This is a genomic window from Corynebacterium sp. MSK006 (assembly GCF_030232385.1).
GTDB classification, from domain to species: domain Bacteria; phylum Actinomycetota; class Actinomycetes; order Mycobacteriales; family Mycobacteriaceae; genus Corynebacterium; species Corynebacterium frankenforstense_A.
In genome coordinates, this window is record NZ_JASPJZ010000007.1 from 66,292 (window position 1) to 82,769 (window position 16,478).

Sequence of the window (16,478 nt, forward strand, 5' to 3'; positions counted from 1 at the left end):
CGTGGACCCCACCATCTACAACGGCGTGCTCACCGTCGCCGCCGCCGCGTTCTGCGTGGCCTTCGTGCTGACGACGTACCAGATCCTCGCCGGCCCGAACTCCCTGGACCGCGTGCTCGGCCTCGACGGGCTGGTCGCCATGATCCAGTGCGCGCTGGCGGTCTACATCTGCTGGACGCTGGACACCACCGTCTCCAACGCGATGCTCGTCGTCGCGCTGCTCGGCTTCATCTCCTCGGTGTCCGTCGCCCGCTTCCGCAAGAGGGACGGTTCCTGATGCACCTGCAGTTCTTCACCGACCTCATCTCGCTGCTCCTCATCTGCTGCGGCGCCTTCCTGGTGCTCTCCGCGGCGATCGGGCTGCACCGCTTCGGCGACACGATGTCGCGCGTGCACGCGATCACCAAGCCGCAGACCACGGGCCTGATCCTGACCGTCATCGGTGCGATCGTCCGTGTGCTCGGCTCCGAGCACTTCTCCGTCGCCGAGCGCGGCGACCTGGGCGTGCTCGTGCTCCTGCTGTTGTTCACCTTCATGACCAACCCGGTCACCGCCCAGCGCCTGGGCCGTGTGGCCCGCCGCGAGGGGCTCTACGGCGACCCCGAGCACATGTCGCGTAACGACGCCCCCGCGGAGCGTTCCCTGCGCACCAAGTCCGGCAAGGCGTCCAAGTCCAGCAAGGCCGCCAAGACGGCCAAGACCGGCAAGATCGCCCGACCCGACCGGGACGGGCGGGTCTAGGGACATGTAGTTCCGGCGGCCCCGGGGGCGGGCCCGCCGGGGCCGCGCCGCTACTCGCCGTGGGTGGGCGGGGTGAGCTCGTCCATCTCCGCGATCGTCGCGTCGACGGCCGGCAGCCACGAGCCGTGCTTCTCGAAGAGCCGGCGCTGGCGGGCATACCCGGCGCCGCGCTCGAGGATCTCCGGGATGAGCGCCAGCTCCTCGGCGCAGCCGATCTCCCCGGCCAGCGGGGCGAGCGTGTCTGCCAGCTCGGAGAGCTCCTCGGAGACCCACCGCTCGTCGGTGGCCTGCGAGGTGATCACCAGCGCCTCGAGCCCGTAGCGGGCGGCGCGCCACTTGTTCTCCTCGACGTGCCAGGGCTGCAGGATCGGCAGGTCCTCGCCGCGGTCAATCATCCGGTCGTAGTGGACGACCAGGCAGTGGGTCAGCGCCACCACGGCGGCCAGCTCGCGCAGGTTGCTCGTGGCGTCGGAGACGCGCACCTCGATGGTGCCCCACTTCGGCGCGGGGCGGATGTCGAAGTGCATCGAGCCGGTGTGGTTGATCACCCCGGAGATGTCCTGGTCGTGCATGTAGCCCTCCCACTCGGCCCAGGTGCTGAACTGGTGGGGAAGGCCGGCGGTGGGCAGCTGCTGGTAGAGCATCGTGCGGTTGGAGGCGTAGCCGGTGTCGATGCCGTCCCAGCCCGGCGAGGAGGCCGTAAGGGCCAGCAGGTGCGGGAACTTGGTCATCATCGCGTTGATGATCGGCCACACGCGGTCCTCGTGGCTGATTCCGACGTGGACGTGGATGCCCCAGATGAGCATCTGGCTGCCCCAGTAGCGGGTGCGCTCGATGATCTCGTTGTAGGAGCCCTTCTCGCTGACCGGGTTCTCGCGGAAGTCGGAGAAGGGGTGCGAGCCGGAGCCCCACAGCTTCAGGCCCAGCTTGCCGGCGGACTCGCGCACGGCGGCCAGGTCGTGGCCGAGCTCGGCGACGATCTGCGGCACAGAATCGCACACCCCGGTGACCAGCTCGACGGTGTTCTGCAGGAACTCGCGCTCGAGGTGGATCTCCGGGTGGTTGGCCTTGACGTCCGCGATGACCTCCGCGGCGCGCGGGGCCAGGTCGCGGGTCTCCGGGTCGATCAGGGCGACCTCCCACTCGACACCGATGGTGTGGCGGGGGCTGCGCTTGAACGGGAGCGGGGTGACCTCGGAGCGGGTGCCGGGGTGCTCCCAGCCGCGGGGCTGTGCCGGAGGTGTCATCGCTTCTGGGCCCGGCCTTTCGGGGTTGCGGGTGTGGTCTTCGGGCGTTTTCACGCCGTCACCTGGAGATTACCGGGCGGGCAGGCGCGGAAGGAATCCGGCGGGCCCGACCCGGGCCGCGGTGAATGAAAAGGCCCATGAATGGACGGGCGTCGGGCAGACCGACGCCGGGCACACCGACGCCGCGGCGCTACAGCGCGACGTCGGTGGCGAGCACCAGCGTCAGGTCGTTGGCGCCGGCGGTGTCGTCGGGCAGCGCCTGGTCGTACTCGCGGGCCACGCCGCCGACGCGGTCGGCCAGCTCGCGGGCGCGCTTCTCGGCGTCGGCGTTGCCGGGCTGGAAGAACACGGTGTTCTCCGGGACCTGGAGGACCTCGCCGGGCAGGTTGCCCACGGAGCCGACCTCGGTGCCCTGGCCCTTGAGCTCGTCGGAGAGGCGGGCGGCCAGGTCCGGCACGGTGGAGTTGTTCAGCACGTTGACCTTGGCCGGGGCGGCGTCGCCGCGGCCGGCCGCACCGTTCGCGCCGCTCTGGTCCTCGGCGGCCGGGCCGTCAGCCTCACCGTCCTTGTGCTCCTTGTCCTTGGCGTCCTGCCCGGCGCGCTCGGCGGCGTCCTTGCCGTCGGCGCCGTCCTTGCCGTCCTTGCCGTCGGCGCCGTTCTGGCCCTGGCTGTTCGCACCGTTCTGGCCGTTCTGGCCCTGCTCGGCGCCCGGCTCGGCCGAGCCGCTCATGGCGGCGGAGTCGGAGCCCTCGTCGTCCCCGCCGGAGGTCAGGGCGTAGACGCCCCAGAGCCCGAGCAGCACGGCGACGGCGATGAGCACCATCGCCAGGCCGCGCAGCGGCAGCCCGGAGCCGGCCGCCGCACCGGAACCGGCACCCGCGCCGGCACCGGCCGCACCAGCACCCGCGGCGCGGGCTTTACCGCCCTCGCCGCCCTCGCCGCCCTCGCCGCGCTCGGGCGCCTCGTGCGCGCCGGCCGCCGCCTCGGGCTGCCCCTCGTAAGCGTCCTCGTACACGTCGTCGTAGCCGCCGTCGTAGCCGCCGTTGCCGCCGCGGCGTCCACCGTTGCCATTCACATTAGTCACACGCGTAACACTAATACATTTGCTCACCAGCCGTCCGCCGCCATGCCGGAGCGGCCGCACAGAAGATCCCCCGCGCCCCGGGACCACGGGCCCCGCCACCCCGGCGCGCGCCCCGCAGCACCCCGCTCACAACCCCCGGTCGCGCAGCCGCTCGAGGCGCGCGATCAGCAACGGGTGCGCCGCGCGCGCGTCGGCATCGTCAATCAGTCTGTTCAACCGCTGGTAGTAGCGCACCGGCGAGATCCCCAGCCGCTCCCGGATCGCCTCGTCGCGCGCGCCCGGCGAGCGCGGGGCGTGTTCGGCGAACTCGAGGAGGTCCGCATCGGTGGCCGGGGTGGACATGCCTAAACTGTATGCCATGACTGTCCGGCCCATCGTCATCTACGGCGACCCCGTCCTGCACAACCCCACGCGCCCCGCCGAGGAGCCGTTCTCGCAGTACCGCGAGCTCATCGACGACATGTTCGAGACCATGAAGGTGGCCCACGGCGTCGGCCTGGCCGCCAACCAGATCGGCCTCGACCTGCGCATCTTCGTCTACAAGTGCCCCGACGACGAGGGCCACTGGCACGAGGGCTACTTCCTCAACCCCACCCTGGAGACCTCCGAGATCCCGCAGACCATGCCGGCTGTCGACGGCTCCGACGACGAGGGCTGTCTGTCCGTGCCCGGCGAGGGCTTCCCCACCGGCCGCGCCCACTGGGCCAAGGTCACCGGCTTCGACCTCGACGGCAACGAGGTCACCGCCGAGGGCGAGGGCTTCCTCGCGCGCTGCTTCCAGCACGAGGTCGGCCACCTCGACGGCTTCGTCTACCTGGACGTGCTGGTCGGGCGCAACAAGCGAGCGGCGAAGAAGGCCGTCAAGGCCCACGGCTGGGACCACGCGGGCAACACCTGGATGCCGGGCGTGGACCGCGACCCCTTCGGCCACGACGACGAGCCCGAGGCCTGATCCCCCAGACATGAGTCCGCGTCCGCGCTCCGGGATCCGCCGCGTCTTCCGCACCGAGACCCCCGGCCTCGGCGACCGGGTCACCGTGCGCCGCCGCGTGCCGGGCACCCGCCAGGTCACCGACGTCATCGGCCACATCGTCGCCCTCGAGCCGCTGACGGTGCGCCCGCAGGAGGTCGGCGGCCTGCCGTCGAACGCCGAGGCCGTGGTCATCGACCCCGCCCAGCTGGTCACCGTGCGCCTGCTTCCCGAGCGCACCGTGCGCAACGGCGACATCCGCGCCGTCGAGGTCGCCACCGCGCGCGCTTTCCCCGGCATCGAGCACTCCACCAGCTCCGACGGGCAGTGGCTGCTGCGCGCCGGCGATAGCGTGACCGAGCGCTCCAACTCCGCCGCCCCCTTGGGCCCGCAGGCCGGCTTCGGCGCGGTGCCGCTCGACGAGATCCTCGCCTTCTACGCCCGCCACTCCATGCCCGCGATCATCCAGGTGCCCGAGCGCATCACCCGCCCGGCCGAGCGCCTCGCCGCCGGGCCGGAGTGGGAGTGGGGCCCGGAGATCCTGGTGATGACGCGCCCGCTTGACGACGCCGCGCCTGCCGCGACGTTGCCGGACGGGTTCACGTTCGAGGTCGACGACGCCCCGGACGAGGAGTGGTACTCGCTCTACCACTTCCGGGGCCAGGCCCTGCCCCGGCACGCACTCGAGCTGTTGCGCGGCGACATCGACGGCACCATGAGCTTCGGGCGCATCCGCGCCGCCGACGGGCGCACCGCGGCGATCACCCGCGGCACCGTCACCGCCGACGACGCCGGCCGGTCCTGGCTGGGTCTGTCTGCCGTAGAGGTCTCCCCGGACTTCCAGCGCCACGGACTGGGCAAGGCGATCACCGCCGGGATGCTCGCCTGGGGTACCGCCGCCGGCGCCGGGCAGGCGTTTTTGCAGGTGGTGCACACCAACACCGCCGGCATCCGCCTCTACCGCTCCGCCGGCTTCGCCGAGCACCACCGCCACCGCTACGCGCACCACCTGCCGAGCTCGGGATAGGGTGGTGGCCATGCGCATCGCCACCTGGAACGTCAACTCGGCGCGCACCCGCGCCGACCGTATGGCGGAGTTCCTGACCCGCCACGACGTCGACGTCCTCGCGGTCCAGGAGACCAAGTGCACCGACGAGAACTTCCCGGCCTCACGCTTCGAGGACCTCGGCTACGAGGTCGCCCACGTCGGCTACAACCAGTGGAACGGCGTGGCGATCCTCTCCCGGGTCGGGCTCGAGGACGTCGCCGACCACTTCGACGGCCAGCCCGGCTTCACCAAGACCGGCGGCGTCGACGAGGAGCGCGTCGAGGCGCGCGCGGTGGGCGCCACCTGCGGCGGCGTGCGCGTCTGGAGCCTGTACGTGCCCAACGGGCGCGCCATCGCCGACCCGCACTACCAGTACAAGGTGCGCTGGCTGTGGCGGCTGCGAGACCGCGTCAAGCAGCGCCTGGAGTCCCACCCGGAGGCGCGCCTGGCGCTGATGGGTGACTTCAACATCGCGCCGCAGGACCACGACGTGTGGGACCGCGCCTTCTTCGAGGGCCGCACGCACGTCACCGAGCCGGAGCGCGCCGCCTTCGAGGGCCTGTGCGAGGCCGGCCTCGAGGAGGTCACCCGCGCGCGCACCGGGGAGACCCCGTACACCTACTGGGACTACACGGCCGGGCGCTTCCCGCGCAACGAGGGCATGCGCATCGACTTCCAGCTGGCCAGCGCCCCGCTGGCCCGCCGGATCACCGGCGCCTTCATCGACGTCGACGAGCGCTCCGGCAAGGGTGCCTCCGACCACGCCCCGGTGGTGGTCGACTACGGCGTCGCCGACTTCGACGCGGTGCGCTGACACCGGGGCCTCGGACACTCGCGCATGGGCCTCTCCTTCAGCGTCGACCTGGACACCTGGCAGCTCGTCGGGTTGATCATCGACTACGCCATCAAGATCATCGCCATCGGCTACGTGCCCGAGGGCCGCCGGCCGAGCTCCTCGACCGCCTGGCTGCTGGCCATTCTGCTGCTGCCGTTCGTCGGCCTGCCGCTCTTTTTGCTCTTCGGCTCGCCCTACATCAACCGCCGCCGCCACCGCATCCAGCAGGAGGCCAACGCGATGATCGAGGACATCCAGGCCGACACCCCGGACCACCCGGAGGGCATGGACCTCTCCGACGACCTCGACGCGATGATCCGGCTCAACCGGAAGCTGACCAACCTGCCGGCCGTCGTCGGCGAGGACCGCGCGCTGCACACCGACTACGAGGAGTCCATCGCCGCGATGGCCGCCGCCATCGACCGCGCCCGCGACTACGTCCACGTGCAGATCTACATCATGGCCTGGGACAAGACCACCGACGTCTTCTTCGAGGCGCTGGGCCGGGCCGCCGACCGCGGGGTGCGCGTGCGCCTGCTCTTCGACCAGCTGGGCTCGTTGAAGTACCCCGGCTACCTGAAGCTGGGCCGGCGCCTGGACAAACTCGGCGTGGACTGGCACCTGACGCTGCCGCTGCAGCCCTGGCAGCTGCGCTTCCGCCGACCGGACCTGCGCAACCACCGCAAGATCGTCATCGTCGACGGCGAGGTCGCCTTCCTCGGCTCGCAGAACATGATCGACCGCAGTTACCTGGTGCGCGGCAACGTCAAGGCCGGCAGGCGCTGGGTGGACGTGATGCTGGAGCTCGCCGGGCCGATCGTGGACTCGATGGAGATGGTCTTCGCCACCGACTGGTACAGCGAGTCCGGCGAGGAGATCCCCCTGCACGGCCGCGAGCAGCCGGCCGGCGCGCCGCCGCGCGACTCGAGCGCGAACGTCGTCCAGCTGGTGCCCTCCGGACCGGGCTACACCACCGAGCCGGCGCTGCGCATGTTCAACTCCGTGGTCTACCACGCCAAGGAGAAGCTGATCATCTGCTCGCCGTACTTCGTGCCGGACGAGTCGCTGCTCGAGGCCGTGATCACCGCCTGCCACCGCGGGGTGGACGTGGAGCTGATGGTCTCGGAGAAGGCGGACCAGTTCATGGTCCACCACGCCCAGTCCAGCTACTACCAGGCCCTGCTCGAGGCCGGGGTGCGCATCCACCAGTTCCCCGCGCCCTACATCCTGCACACCAAGTTCGTGCTCGCCGACCCGGGCGAGGGCGGCGACGAGACGGTCGCCGTGGTCGGCTCCGCCAACCTGGACATGCGCAGCCTGGGTCTGAACTACGAGGTCTCGCTGCTGGTGGCCCGCGGCGACCTGCTGCTCAAGCTCCACGACCTCGCCGAGGCCTACCGGCGCACCTCCAAGGAGCTGACCCTGGCCGAATGGCGCCACCGCGGCGTCATGCGCCGCTACGTCGACAACGTCATGCGCCTGACCTCGGCGCTCCAGTAGGGCGGGGCTGCGCGGGCCGCCGCCGCGGGGCCTCCCGGCCCCTCCCAAAATTTTTCCTGGGACCGTGCACGTCGGTGATAGATTAAGAGCAGCTGAACAGTAGAGGAACACCGGTCCCGGACGAGCGGGAGGAGGAAGCGGCAAGTGGTGCCCAGCCCCGCCGAGAAGCGGCGTCCGCGACCCGTCCCGCCGGTGGTCGACCTCCCCGGGTCCCGCGTGAACCGCCGCCACGGCCTCGACCACGGCGGGGTGCCCGCTCCCCCGCGGCGCGGCTCCGCCACCGCCGCCGGTGCGCGCGCGGCCCGGATGGCACGCAGCACCGCCGGCCCCCTCGGCGTCGAGCACTTCATGAACCCCAAGCAGATCCCCGAGGCCGAGGACATGGTCATGCTCTCCGGCTGGGGCCGCCTGGCACGCTGGCCGGCCGTCATCGGCTGCCTGGCGCTGGCGTTCCTGGGGCTCTACCTGCTCATTGACGGCGTCTACACGCTCGGCTCCGGCCCTCTCGAGGGCCTGCTGCAGCGCGCGATGCACCCGCTGGCAGGTCTTCTGCTGGGCATCCTGATCACCGCCGTCGCCCAGTCCTCCACGGCGACCACCGCGCTGACCATCGCGGCGGTGGCCACCGGCTCGGTCAGCGTCCCGGTGGCGGTGCCCGTGATCATCGGCGCGAACATCGGCACCACGGTCACCCCGCTGCTGGCCTCGTTTTCCTACGCCGACGACCGCGGCGCGTTCCGCCGCGCGTTCTCCACCGCCTCGCTGCACGCCTGGTTCAACGCCTCGGCGGCGCTGCTGCTGTTCATCCTCGAGGCCGCCTTCCACCCGCTGGAGCGGATCTCCGAGGTCACCGCCGAGGCCGTCGGCGGCGGCCGCACCGAGGCCTTCGACGACGCGCGCGTGACCTTCGTCGGCTTCTTCCAGCCGGCCGTCGACGCGCTGGGCACACGCGGCCTCGCCGGGCAATTGCCCGGCGAGATTACCGACGGCGTCGTGTGCATCGCCCTGGGTGCGATCCTCGCCCTGGTGGCGTTGCGGGTGATGGCCCGCCAGCTGCGGGTGCTCTTCGCGGCGACGACGCGCTCGCTCTTCGAGCGGCTCTTCGGGATGAACCCGCTGGGCGGCTTCAGCGTCGGGCTCTTCGGCACCGCCACCGTGCAGGCCTCGGCGGTGACGGTCTCGGCTCTCTTGCCCTTCGCCGCCACGCGCATACTGCGGCTGACCGAGGCGCTGTGGGTGATCCTGGGCGCGAACCTGGGCACCACGATCAGCGGCCTGGTCGCCGCACTGACGGTGCCGGGCGCCTACGGTGTCTTCGGCCTGCAGGCGGCCCTGGTGCACGTCTTCTTCAACGTCGCGGCGGTGCTGGTGGTGACGCTGGTGCCGGGGCTGCGCCGGCTGCTGTACCGACTGTGCGGGACGAGCGCCCGGCGCGCCCGCCGCAGCCGGCTGACCGCGCTGGGCGTGGTGCTCTCGGCGTTCTACGTGCTGCCGCTCCTCGCCTTCGGCGCATTCCTCCTCTTCGCCTAGGTCGCGACGCGTCAGGCGCCCGGGTGTGAGGCGTCAGCCTCACACGTCGCGCTGGTAGAGCACCCCGACGCCGATGATGAACAGGCCCACGGCCCACAGGAGGAAGTAGGCCAGCGAGGCGCTCTGCGTCCAGTCCATGCCGGTGGCGTTGCCGCCGGCGATGAAGTTGTTGAGGTGCCTGAACGGCAGCCACTCGCCGATGCGCTGGCCGACCTTGGGCAGGAAGGCCAGGATGTCCTCGAGGGCGAGGATCCAGGCCAGCAGCAGGGCCACGGCCCCGGCGGTGTGGCGCAGCAGCAGGCCCACGCCCTGGGCGAGGCAGATGACCAGGAAGACCGCCAGGGGCAGCACCCACAGCACGCGCAGCACGGCGGGGTCCGTCATCGAGTAGATCGGGGCGGAGTCGCCGACGCGGATCTTGGCCACGCCCAGGCACAGCAGGGCGGTCAGGAAGGTCAGCGCGGCGGCGAAGGCCCCGTAGACGAGCAGCTTGGCCACCGGTACGGTCCAGCGCCGGGGGCTCGCCAGGTAAGCGGTGGCCTGGATGCGGTAGCGGTACTCGGTGGTCACCACCATCACGGCCTGCACGATGAGCACGGGCAGTCCGATCGAGGGGATGCCGTAGACGACGGTGTAGGGCTCGATCTGGAAGACGAACAGTCCCATCGGCTGCTGCGGGGCGACGGTCAGCAGCAGGGAGATGCCGAAGCTGAGCAGCACGAACAGCGCGCTGGTCCACCACACCGAGCGCGTGGTGAACAGTTTGATGATCTCGGCCCGGACGGTGTTGAGCAGGTTCATCGGTCCGCCTTTCCGTTCTGCGTCGGCCCGTTCTGTACCGGCCCGTTCTGCGCCGACAGCCCCGGCGCCGCGGCGTGGTACTCCACGGCGTGGCCGGTGGTCTCCATGAAGGCGTCCTCCAGCGAGGCGCGCCGCTCGGCGAGCTCGGCGAGGGGCACGCCGGCCTCAAAGGCCAGCGCGCCGATCTCGTCGGGGGTGCGGTCGGCGATCTCGAGGCGCTCGCGGCCCTCGGGATCCCTGCCGTGGACGACCTCCATGCCGCGCGCCTCGAGCGCGGCGGTGAGCTCGGCCAGGCGCGGCGAGCGCACCAGGGTCGTCGTCGCCGAGTGCCCGGAGATGAACTCGTGGGTGGTGGTGTCGGCGATGAGCCTGCCGCGGCCGATGACGATGAGCCGCTCGGCGGTCTGCGCCATCTCGGAGAGCAGGTGGGAGCTGACCAGCACGGTGCGCCCCTCGGCGGCGAGTGCCTGCATCAGCCCGCGCACCCAGCGGATGCCCTCGGGGTCCAGGCCGTTGACCGGCTCGTCGAGGAGCAGCACCTCCGGGTCGCCCAAGAGGGCGACGGCCAGGCCGAGGCGCTGGTGCATGCCGAGCGAGAACCCGCCGGTGCGCCGACCGGCGACATCCGAGAGCCCGACAAGCCCCAGGACCTCGTCGACGCGGGAGCGGGGGACGCCGCCGGCGGCGGCGATCCAGCGCAGGTGGTTGGCCGCGGAGCGGTTCGGGTGGGTCGCGCGCGCCTCGAGCAGGGCGCCGACGGTGTGCAGCGGGCGCTCGAGGCCGGAGTAGGGCACGCCGTTGATCGTGGCGGTGCCCTCGGTGGGGTGGTCCAAACCGACGATCATGCGCATCGTCGTCGACTTGCCCGCCCCGTTCGGCCCGAGGAAGCCCGTGACGGCGCCCGGCTCGACCTGGAAGGTCAAGTCGTCGACCGCGCAGGTGGACCCGAAGCGCTTGGTCAGGTTGGCTACTTCAATCACGGCAACAAGACTGCCACACCTTGCTTGCGGCTTCCCGTGCTCACGTGCACAGTCCGGGGGTAATTCCCCCCCCGCCGTCCCCCGGCCTACTCCCCCGCGAACCAGGCGGGCACCACCCCGGGAAGCGCGGCCCGGATGCCGGGCAGGGCGGCGGCGAAGGCGGGCATCAGCGGCAGCTGCTCGACCTCGTCGAGCGGCACCCAGCGCAGCTCGAGGGACTCGTTGTTGGCCTCGGTGGCCAGCGCCGCGCCGGTGACCGTGGCGGCCACGACGGTCGTGTAGGTCCAGCCCCCGGCCAGCTCGGGGCGGGCCGGGTCGGCGTCGAAGGGCCCGGCGGTCACCCGCTCGCCAGCCACCGAGACGTCGCCCGGGGCGATGCCGGTCTCCTCGTGGGCCTCGCGCAGGGCGGCCTCGACGGCGGTCTCGTGCGAGTCGCGGGCACCCCCGGGCAGCGCCCAGGTGCCGCCGATGTTGGTCCACAGGGCACGGTGCTGCATCAGCAGCCGGGGCGCGTGCGGGTCCGCGAGCAGGAAGAGTCCGGCCGCCCCGAAGCGGCCCCACTGCCTGCCGCCCGCGGGTCCCGCGGCCCAGCCGTTGCCGTCGCCGTCCATGGCCCCCAGGGTAGCCGCCTCCTTCCGGGGCAGAAAGGTGTGCCCGCCGGCGCGCAGACGATACAGTGAAGGAATGAGCCGCGAGACCAAGACCGGCCGGTCGGGCCGGCAGTCGCGCCGCTCCCGGGAGATCCGGGTCGACCGCTCCGAGCTGCCCGTGGGCACCCAGGACCACTGGCTCGACGAGGTCTCCGAGGACACCGACGAGCGGCCCTCCGGGCTGCGCTCGTGGCTGCACACCGGCTTCTCGGTGCCCACCTACTACCTGCGCAAGATCGGCTCCTACGTCCTGACCACCCCGGGCCGGATGATCACGCTGACCATCGTGCTGGCCCTGGCCATCTTCGCCGCCGGCTACTCGATGTCGCAGTCCTCCGCCGCGCGCCAGGACAACCTCGACGAGCTGCTCACCGTCACCGAGCCGACCAGCTACGCCGCGCACAACCTGTACACGCAGCTCTCGCTGGCGGACACGGTGACCACGAACTCGCTGGTGCGCTCCGGCGCGCAGCCGGCCCACGAGCTGCGTTCCTACTACTCGGCCATCGACGGCGCCTCGCTGGCCGCCTCCGAGGTCGCCGCCGGCATCCGCGACGAGGACAGCCGCGCCGCCGAGCTGATCGCCACCATCCAGCGCGAGCTGCCCGTCTACACCGGACTCGTCGAGACGGCACGGGCGAACAACCGCCAGGGCAACCCCGTGGCCTTCTCGTACGCCGCCACGGCCTCGGCGCTGCTGCGCGACGAGATCCTGCCCACCGCCGCCGAGCTCTTCGACCACACCAGCGCCGAGGTCGCCCGCGCCCAGGCCGAGCTGACCCGCCCGCAGTTCGTGCCCCTGTCCGGCCTGCTGGCCGCTGTCGCCTTCCTCACCGCCGCCCAGTGGTGGCTGTGGCGGCGCACCCGCCGCCGTTTCAACAAGGGCTTCCTGGCGGCCACCGCGATGATCGTCGTGGCGATCCTGTGGGTCAGCGCCTCCAACCTGGCCAGCTGGCAGGCCAGCTCGCGCGGCTTCGACCAGGCGGCCACCCCCTGGGACTCGCTGACCACCTCGCGCATCGAGGCCCAACAGGCCCGCACCGCCGAGACGCTGGCCCTGGTGCGCCGCCAGCCGCTCGGCGAGGACGGCACCGACCCCTTCAACGAGGCCACCCTGCGCATCACCCGCGCCCTCGACGACGTCGAGAAGGGTGACTCCGCCGTCGGCGACTCCCCCGACTCCGCTGCCCTGGTCCACGAGGCGCGCACCGCCCTGCAGGAGTGGCGCACCGCCCACGGCGAGCTGACCCGCGCGCTCAACGCCGGCGACTTCGCCGCCAGCGAGCGGCTGACCACGGACACCACCCGCGAGTCCGACAGCGCGCCGACCACGGCCACCGCCTTCAACGACCTTGACCGCGCGCTGGCCGAACTGATCGCCGAGTCGCGCACGACGATGCGCTCCTACATCGCCGACGGCCTGGCCGCGACCACGCTGGTCGCCGCCTCGGTGCTGCTGCTCTCCCTGGGGGCGGTCATCGCCGTGGTCGTCGGCATCCGCCCCCGTTTCCAGGAGTACCTGTGACGCGCAGAGAGATTTCCGACGCCGCGCGGCGCGCCGTCGCCGCCGGCCTCACCGTCGCCGTGGCCTTCGGCGCCGCGGCCTGCGGCCACGACGCCGGGGGCCCACCCGCCCTGGTCGAGCGCCACGCCCCGGCACGCGACGACGGCCCGCCGCTGCCGGCCGGCGCCAGCGTCGAGCACTACGGCGAGCACGCCGCCAACCCGCAGAGCACCGAGAACCTCGTCGGCTCGCTGCGCCCCGACGGGCGCACCGCCCGCGAGCGCATCCCGACCATCGTGCAGCGCGGCCGGCTGATCGTGGGCGTGGACCAGTCGCTGTTCCTGCTCAGCTTCCGCGACCCGCAGTCCGGCGAGCTGCGCGGCTTCGAGGTGGAGCTGGCCCGCGAGTTCGCCCGCGACATCTTCGGCGACCCGGACCGGGTGGAGTTCCGCTTCCTCGAGTCCGCCCAGCGCCGCGAGGCGATCGCCGCCGGCCAGGTGGACATGGTGCTGCGCTCGACCTCGATCACCGAGGAGCGCCAGGAGACCATGGCCTTCTCCGTGCCCTACCTGCGCGCCCAGATGCGGCTGCTGGTGCAGAAGGAGCCCGGCATCTCGGGGCCGGCGGACCTGGGCGGGCGCACGGTGTGCGTGGCCGACGGCTCCACCGGACTCGAGCACGCCCGCGCCGACGCCGAGGGCGCGACCCTGCTCAAGACCCGCAACTGGTCGGACTGCCTGGTCGCCCTGCAGCAGAACCAGGCCGACGCGATCCTGGCCGACGACACGATGCTCTCCGGCATCGCCGCCCAGGACGACTTCACCGAGATCGTCGGCGAGCCGCTGACCCGCGAGTACTACGGGGCGGCCATGGCCCAGCCCGAGGACCCGGCCGATGAGTCCGACGAGGCGGCCGGGCTGATCCGCCAGGTCAACGAGACGCTGCGCCGGGTGACCACCGACGGGACCTGGCAGCGCCTCTACGACCGCTGGTTCGGGCCCTACCTGCCCGCCCAGTCGCCCCCGCCCGCCATCTACCGCGAGGAGGAAGCCCAGTGACCGAGCCGCGCAACCGCCCCGAGCAGGACGACGAGGGCCCGGCGACCGAGGCCGTCGCCTTCGACCCCTTCGCCGCCGAGGACGAGGAGGGCCCGGCCACCGAGGCCGTGCCCTATGACCCGTTCACCGACGAGGACAACGGGCGCGACGCGCCCGCCCCCGGCACCGAGGCCGTCGCCTTCGACCCCTTCGCCGCCGAGGACGAGGACGACGAGGACGAGTTCCAGGTCGACCCGGCGAACCTCGCCGGGCTCTTCGCAGACCTGGACAAGATGCGCGACAACCGCGGTGCCGGGGCGCCGCGGCCACGCACCGACGCCGAGCGCAGGCGCGATGCGTCGGAACGCGCGCGTCGGAAAGCACTGGACACCTTCCGCTCGCGGCGCGGGCGGCGCCGGCAGGACTGGGTGGTCGCCGACGGCATGGTCACCCTGCCGTTCATCGACCTCGTCCCTCCCGAGGCCGCGCTGAAGGACCCCGAGGCCGCCGGCGCCAAGGTCGACCCGCCGCAGCTGAGGCGCGGCGACGTCGTCGCCGGGCAGTACGAGATCCTCGGCGTGATCGGCCACGGCGGCATGGGCTGGATCTACCTGGCCGGCGACCGCAACGTCTCCGAGCGCCTGGTGGTGCTCAAGGGCATGCAGTCGGCGGCCGGCGACAAGGACGCCGGCGTGGCCGCCGCGGAGCGGGAGTTCCTCGCGGACATCACGCACCCGGGCGTGGTGAAGATCTTCAACTTCATCGACGACCCGCGCGTGCCCGGCGGCTTCATCGTCATGGAGTACGTCGGCGGGCCGAGCCTGAAGGACCGGATGCGCGACTACCCCGGCGGGCTGATGCCCGTCGACGTCGCCATCGCCTACATCCTGCAGGTGCTGCCCGCCCTGGAGTACCTGCACGTGCGCGGGGTGGTCTACAACGACATGAAGCCCGAGAACATCATCGCCACCGAGGACCAGGTCACGCTGATCGACCTGGGGGCCGTGACCGGCATCGGCTCCTACGGCTACATCTACGGCACCCGCGGCTTCCAGGCCCCCGAGGTCGCCGCCGAGGGCCCGTCGGTGGCCAGCGACATCTACACCATCGGGCGCACCCTCGCCGCGCTCACCCTCGACCTGCCCGTCGAGGACGGCGCCTTCGCCCCGGGCATCCCCTCGCCCTCGGAGGAGCCGCTGCTGCGCGGCTACCTCAGCTACTACCGGCTGCTCGAGCGGGCCACTCGCCCGGACCCGAAGAAGCGCTTCTCCGACATCCGCGCGCTGCGCAGCCAGCTCTACGGGGTGCTGCGCGAGATCATCGCCCTGCGCGACGGGGTGCAGCACCCCAACCAGCACTCGCTGTTCTCCCCGCAGCGGCGCACCTTCGGCACCAAGCACGTCGTCTTCCGCACCGACCAGCTGCTCGACGGCACCGAACGCTCCGCGGCGATCACCGCCCCGGAGGTCGTGGGTGCCCTGGCCGTCCCGCTGGTCGACCGCCACGACGTCGGCGCGCCACTGCTGTCCGGGTTCTCCTACACCGAGCCCGAGGAGGCGCTGGAGACCCTGCGCCAGGCGATGCACACCGAGGAGTACACCCGGTCCGCGGAGATCCCGCTGGGCGTGGTGCGCGCGATGCTGGACCTCGGCTTCACCGGACAGGCCCGCGAGTGGCTGGCCAGCCTCGAGGAGTCCCTGGGCAACGACTGGCGCTTCCACTGGTACTCCGGGGTGACCTCGCTGCTGCTCGACGACCTGATGACCGCGCAGAAGCACTTCTTCGAGGTGCTGACCATCCTGCCCGGCGAGTCCGCGCCGAAGCTGGCGCTGGCGGCCGTCGACGAGCTGATCCTGCAGAACCTCGGCTACTCGGGCGTGGCCCTTCTCGACCCGCACGACGCCCGCGCGATCGCCGGCGTGCACGCCACCCTGGAGGAGCTCAACGGCGGCTTCGTCTCCCGGCTGCCGCACGACTGGTCGCACGTGAGCACCGACCCGCAGGTGCTGCGCTTCCACACCATCCGCCTCTACGGGCTGGTGTGGGCGGCCAACCCGACCACGGTGTCCAGCGCCTTCGGCCTGGCCCGCCAGCTGATGGCGGAGAACCAGCTGGAGACCGCCGTGCGGGCACTGGACCGGCTGCCGCAGGCCTCGAGGCACCACCGCATGGCGCAGCTGACCACGATCCTGCACCTGATCGGCGGGCAGCTGACCGAGTCGCGCGTGCGCCGGGCCGCCCGCCGGCTCTCGGAGATCCCCACCAACGAGCCGCGCTTCCTGCAGATCCAGGCCGCGGTGCTCTCGGCGGGGCTGAACTTCCTGCGCGACGCCGACGTCGAGGCGGCCGCCAGCCCCAACGACCTCTTCGAGTTCCCCTTCACCCAGCGCGGGCTGCGCGCCGGGCTGGCCGACACGCTGCGGCGCCTGGCGCGCAACGCCCCCTTCGCCCGGCACCGCTACGCGCTGGTGGACATGGCCAACCAGGTCCGCCCCGAGACCTGGTTCTAGTGGCGCGGCTGACGCCGCGCCACCGGGAACAGGGCCTGCGC

General features: G+C 72.1%; 15 protein-coding genes and 1 pseudogene. 10 read left to right on the forward strand and 6 right to left on the reverse strand.

Annotated features, from left to right (window positions below):
* The first annotated feature begins 1 nt into the window (after position 1).
* Complete coding sequence (locus tag QQA02_RS05880) at positions 2–277, forward strand: monovalent cation/H+ antiporter complex subunit F (protein ID WP_075664569.1); 276 nt, start codon at positions 2–4, stop codon at positions 275–277.
* Positions 277–654: pseudogene (mnhG, locus tag QQA02_RS05885) on the forward strand (monovalent cation/H(+) antiporter subunit G); the annotation flags it as partial. The gene QQA02_RS05880 and the pseudogene mnhG, both read left to right, overlap by 1 nt.
* A 137-nt stretch (positions 655–791) precedes the next feature.
* On the opposite strand, the gene QQA02_RS05890 reads toward mnhG, so the two are convergent.
* The 3 genes from QQA02_RS05890 to QQA02_RS05900 form a co-directional block, all read right to left on the reverse strand.
* Complete coding sequence (locus QQA02_RS05890) at positions 792–1,988, reverse strand: glutamate--cysteine ligase (RefSeq protein ID WP_284863589.1); 1,197 nt, start codon at positions 1,986–1,988, stop codon at positions 792–794.
* Between the two features lie 190 nt (positions 1,989–2,178).
* Positions 2,179–3,072, reverse strand: coding sequence for a LytR C-terminal domain-containing protein (locus tag QQA02_RS05895; protein WP_284863591.1), 894 nt, complete (start codon positions 3,070–3,072; stop codon positions 2,179–2,181).
* A 126-nt stretch (positions 3,073–3,198) separates the two neighbouring features.
* Entirely contained in the window at positions 3,199–3,414 is a 216-nt protein-coding gene (locus tag QQA02_RS05900) for a DUF3263 domain-containing protein (RefSeq protein ID WP_304325075.1), read from the reverse strand.
* A 16-nt stretch (positions 3,415–3,430) separates the two neighbouring features.
* Here QQA02_RS05900 and QQA02_RS05905 point away from each other — a divergent pair, with 16 nt between their 5' ends.
* The 5 genes from QQA02_RS05905 (at position 3,431) to QQA02_RS05925 (ending at position 8,955) form a co-directional block, all read left to right on the forward strand.
* Complete coding sequence (locus QQA02_RS05905; protein ID WP_284863594.1) at positions 3,431–4,024, forward strand: peptide deformylase; 594 nt, start codon at positions 3,431–3,433, stop codon at positions 4,022–4,024.
* Positions 4,025–4,034: 10 nt separating this feature from the next.
* On the forward strand, positions 4,035–5,069 hold the full coding sequence (locus QQA02_RS05910) for an N-acetylglutamate synthase, CG3035 family (RefSeq protein ID WP_284863596.1): 1,035 nt from the start codon (positions 4,035–4,037) through the stop codon (positions 5,067–5,069).
* A gap of 10 nt (positions 5,070–5,079) precedes the next feature.
* Entirely contained in the window at positions 5,080–5,904 is an 825-nt protein-coding gene (locus QQA02_RS05915; RefSeq protein ID WP_284863598.1) for an exodeoxyribonuclease III, read from the forward strand.
* Positions 5,905–5,928: 24 nt separating this feature from the next.
* On the forward strand, positions 5,929–7,425 hold the full coding sequence (cls, locus tag QQA02_RS05920; protein ID WP_284774457.1) for a cardiolipin synthase: 1,497 nt from the start codon (positions 5,929–5,931) through the stop codon (positions 7,423–7,425).
* Positions 7,426–7,641: 216 nt separating this feature from the next.
* Positions 7,642–8,955 (forward strand): Na/Pi symporter, encoded by a 1,314-nt coding sequence (locus QQA02_RS05925; RefSeq protein WP_284863600.1) that lies wholly within the window; start codon positions 7,642–7,644, stop codon positions 8,953–8,955.
* Positions 8,956–8,994: 39 nt separating this feature from the next.
* Here the strand turns inward: QQA02_RS05925 and QQA02_RS05930 are convergent, their stop codons facing one another.
* The 3 genes from QQA02_RS05930 to QQA02_RS05940 all read right to left on the reverse strand — a co-directional run bounded on the left by QQA02_RS05930 (position 8,995) and on the right by QQA02_RS05940 (position 11,347).
* Positions 8,995–9,756, reverse strand: coding sequence for a multidrug ABC transporter permease (locus QQA02_RS05930; protein ID WP_284774453.1), 762 nt, complete (start codon positions 9,754–9,756; stop codon positions 8,995–8,997).
* Positions 9,753–10,736 (reverse strand): ABC transporter ATP-binding protein, encoded by a 984-nt coding sequence (locus tag QQA02_RS05935; protein ID WP_284863602.1) that lies wholly within the window; start codon positions 10,734–10,736, stop codon positions 9,753–9,755. Before QQA02_RS05935 ends, QQA02_RS05930 begins: the two co-directional genes overlap by 4 nt.
* A gap of 86 nt (positions 10,737–10,822) precedes the next feature.
* Complete coding sequence (locus QQA02_RS05940; protein WP_284863604.1) at positions 10,823–11,347, reverse strand: NUDIX domain-containing protein; 525 nt, start codon at positions 11,345–11,347, stop codon at positions 10,823–10,825.
* A gap of 73 nt (positions 11,348–11,420) precedes the next feature.
* Between QQA02_RS05940 and QQA02_RS05945 the strand changes: the two genes are divergently transcribed.
* Genes QQA02_RS05945 through QQA02_RS05955 form a run of 3 tightly spaced genes read left to right on the forward strand, consistent with a single transcriptional unit; the run spans position 11,421 to position 16,437 of the window.
* Entirely contained in the window at positions 11,421–12,911 is a 1,491-nt protein-coding gene (locus QQA02_RS05945) for a GlnX family signal transduction membrane protein (RefSeq protein WP_284863606.1), read from the forward strand.
* Positions 12,908–13,948: a glutamate ABC transporter substrate-binding protein gene (locus QQA02_RS05950; protein WP_284774446.1), complete on the forward strand. Its 1,041-nt coding sequence runs from the start codon at positions 12,908–12,910 to the stop codon at positions 13,946–13,948. Before QQA02_RS05945 ends, QQA02_RS05950 begins: the two co-directional genes overlap by 4 nt.
* Positions 13,945–16,437, forward strand: coding sequence for a serine/threonine protein kinase (locus QQA02_RS05955; protein ID WP_284863609.1), 2,493 nt, complete (start codon positions 13,945–13,947; stop codon positions 16,435–16,437). The genes QQA02_RS05950 and QQA02_RS05955 overlap by 4 nt, the downstream gene beginning before the upstream one ends.
* Positions 16,438–16,478: the final 41 nt, after the last annotated feature.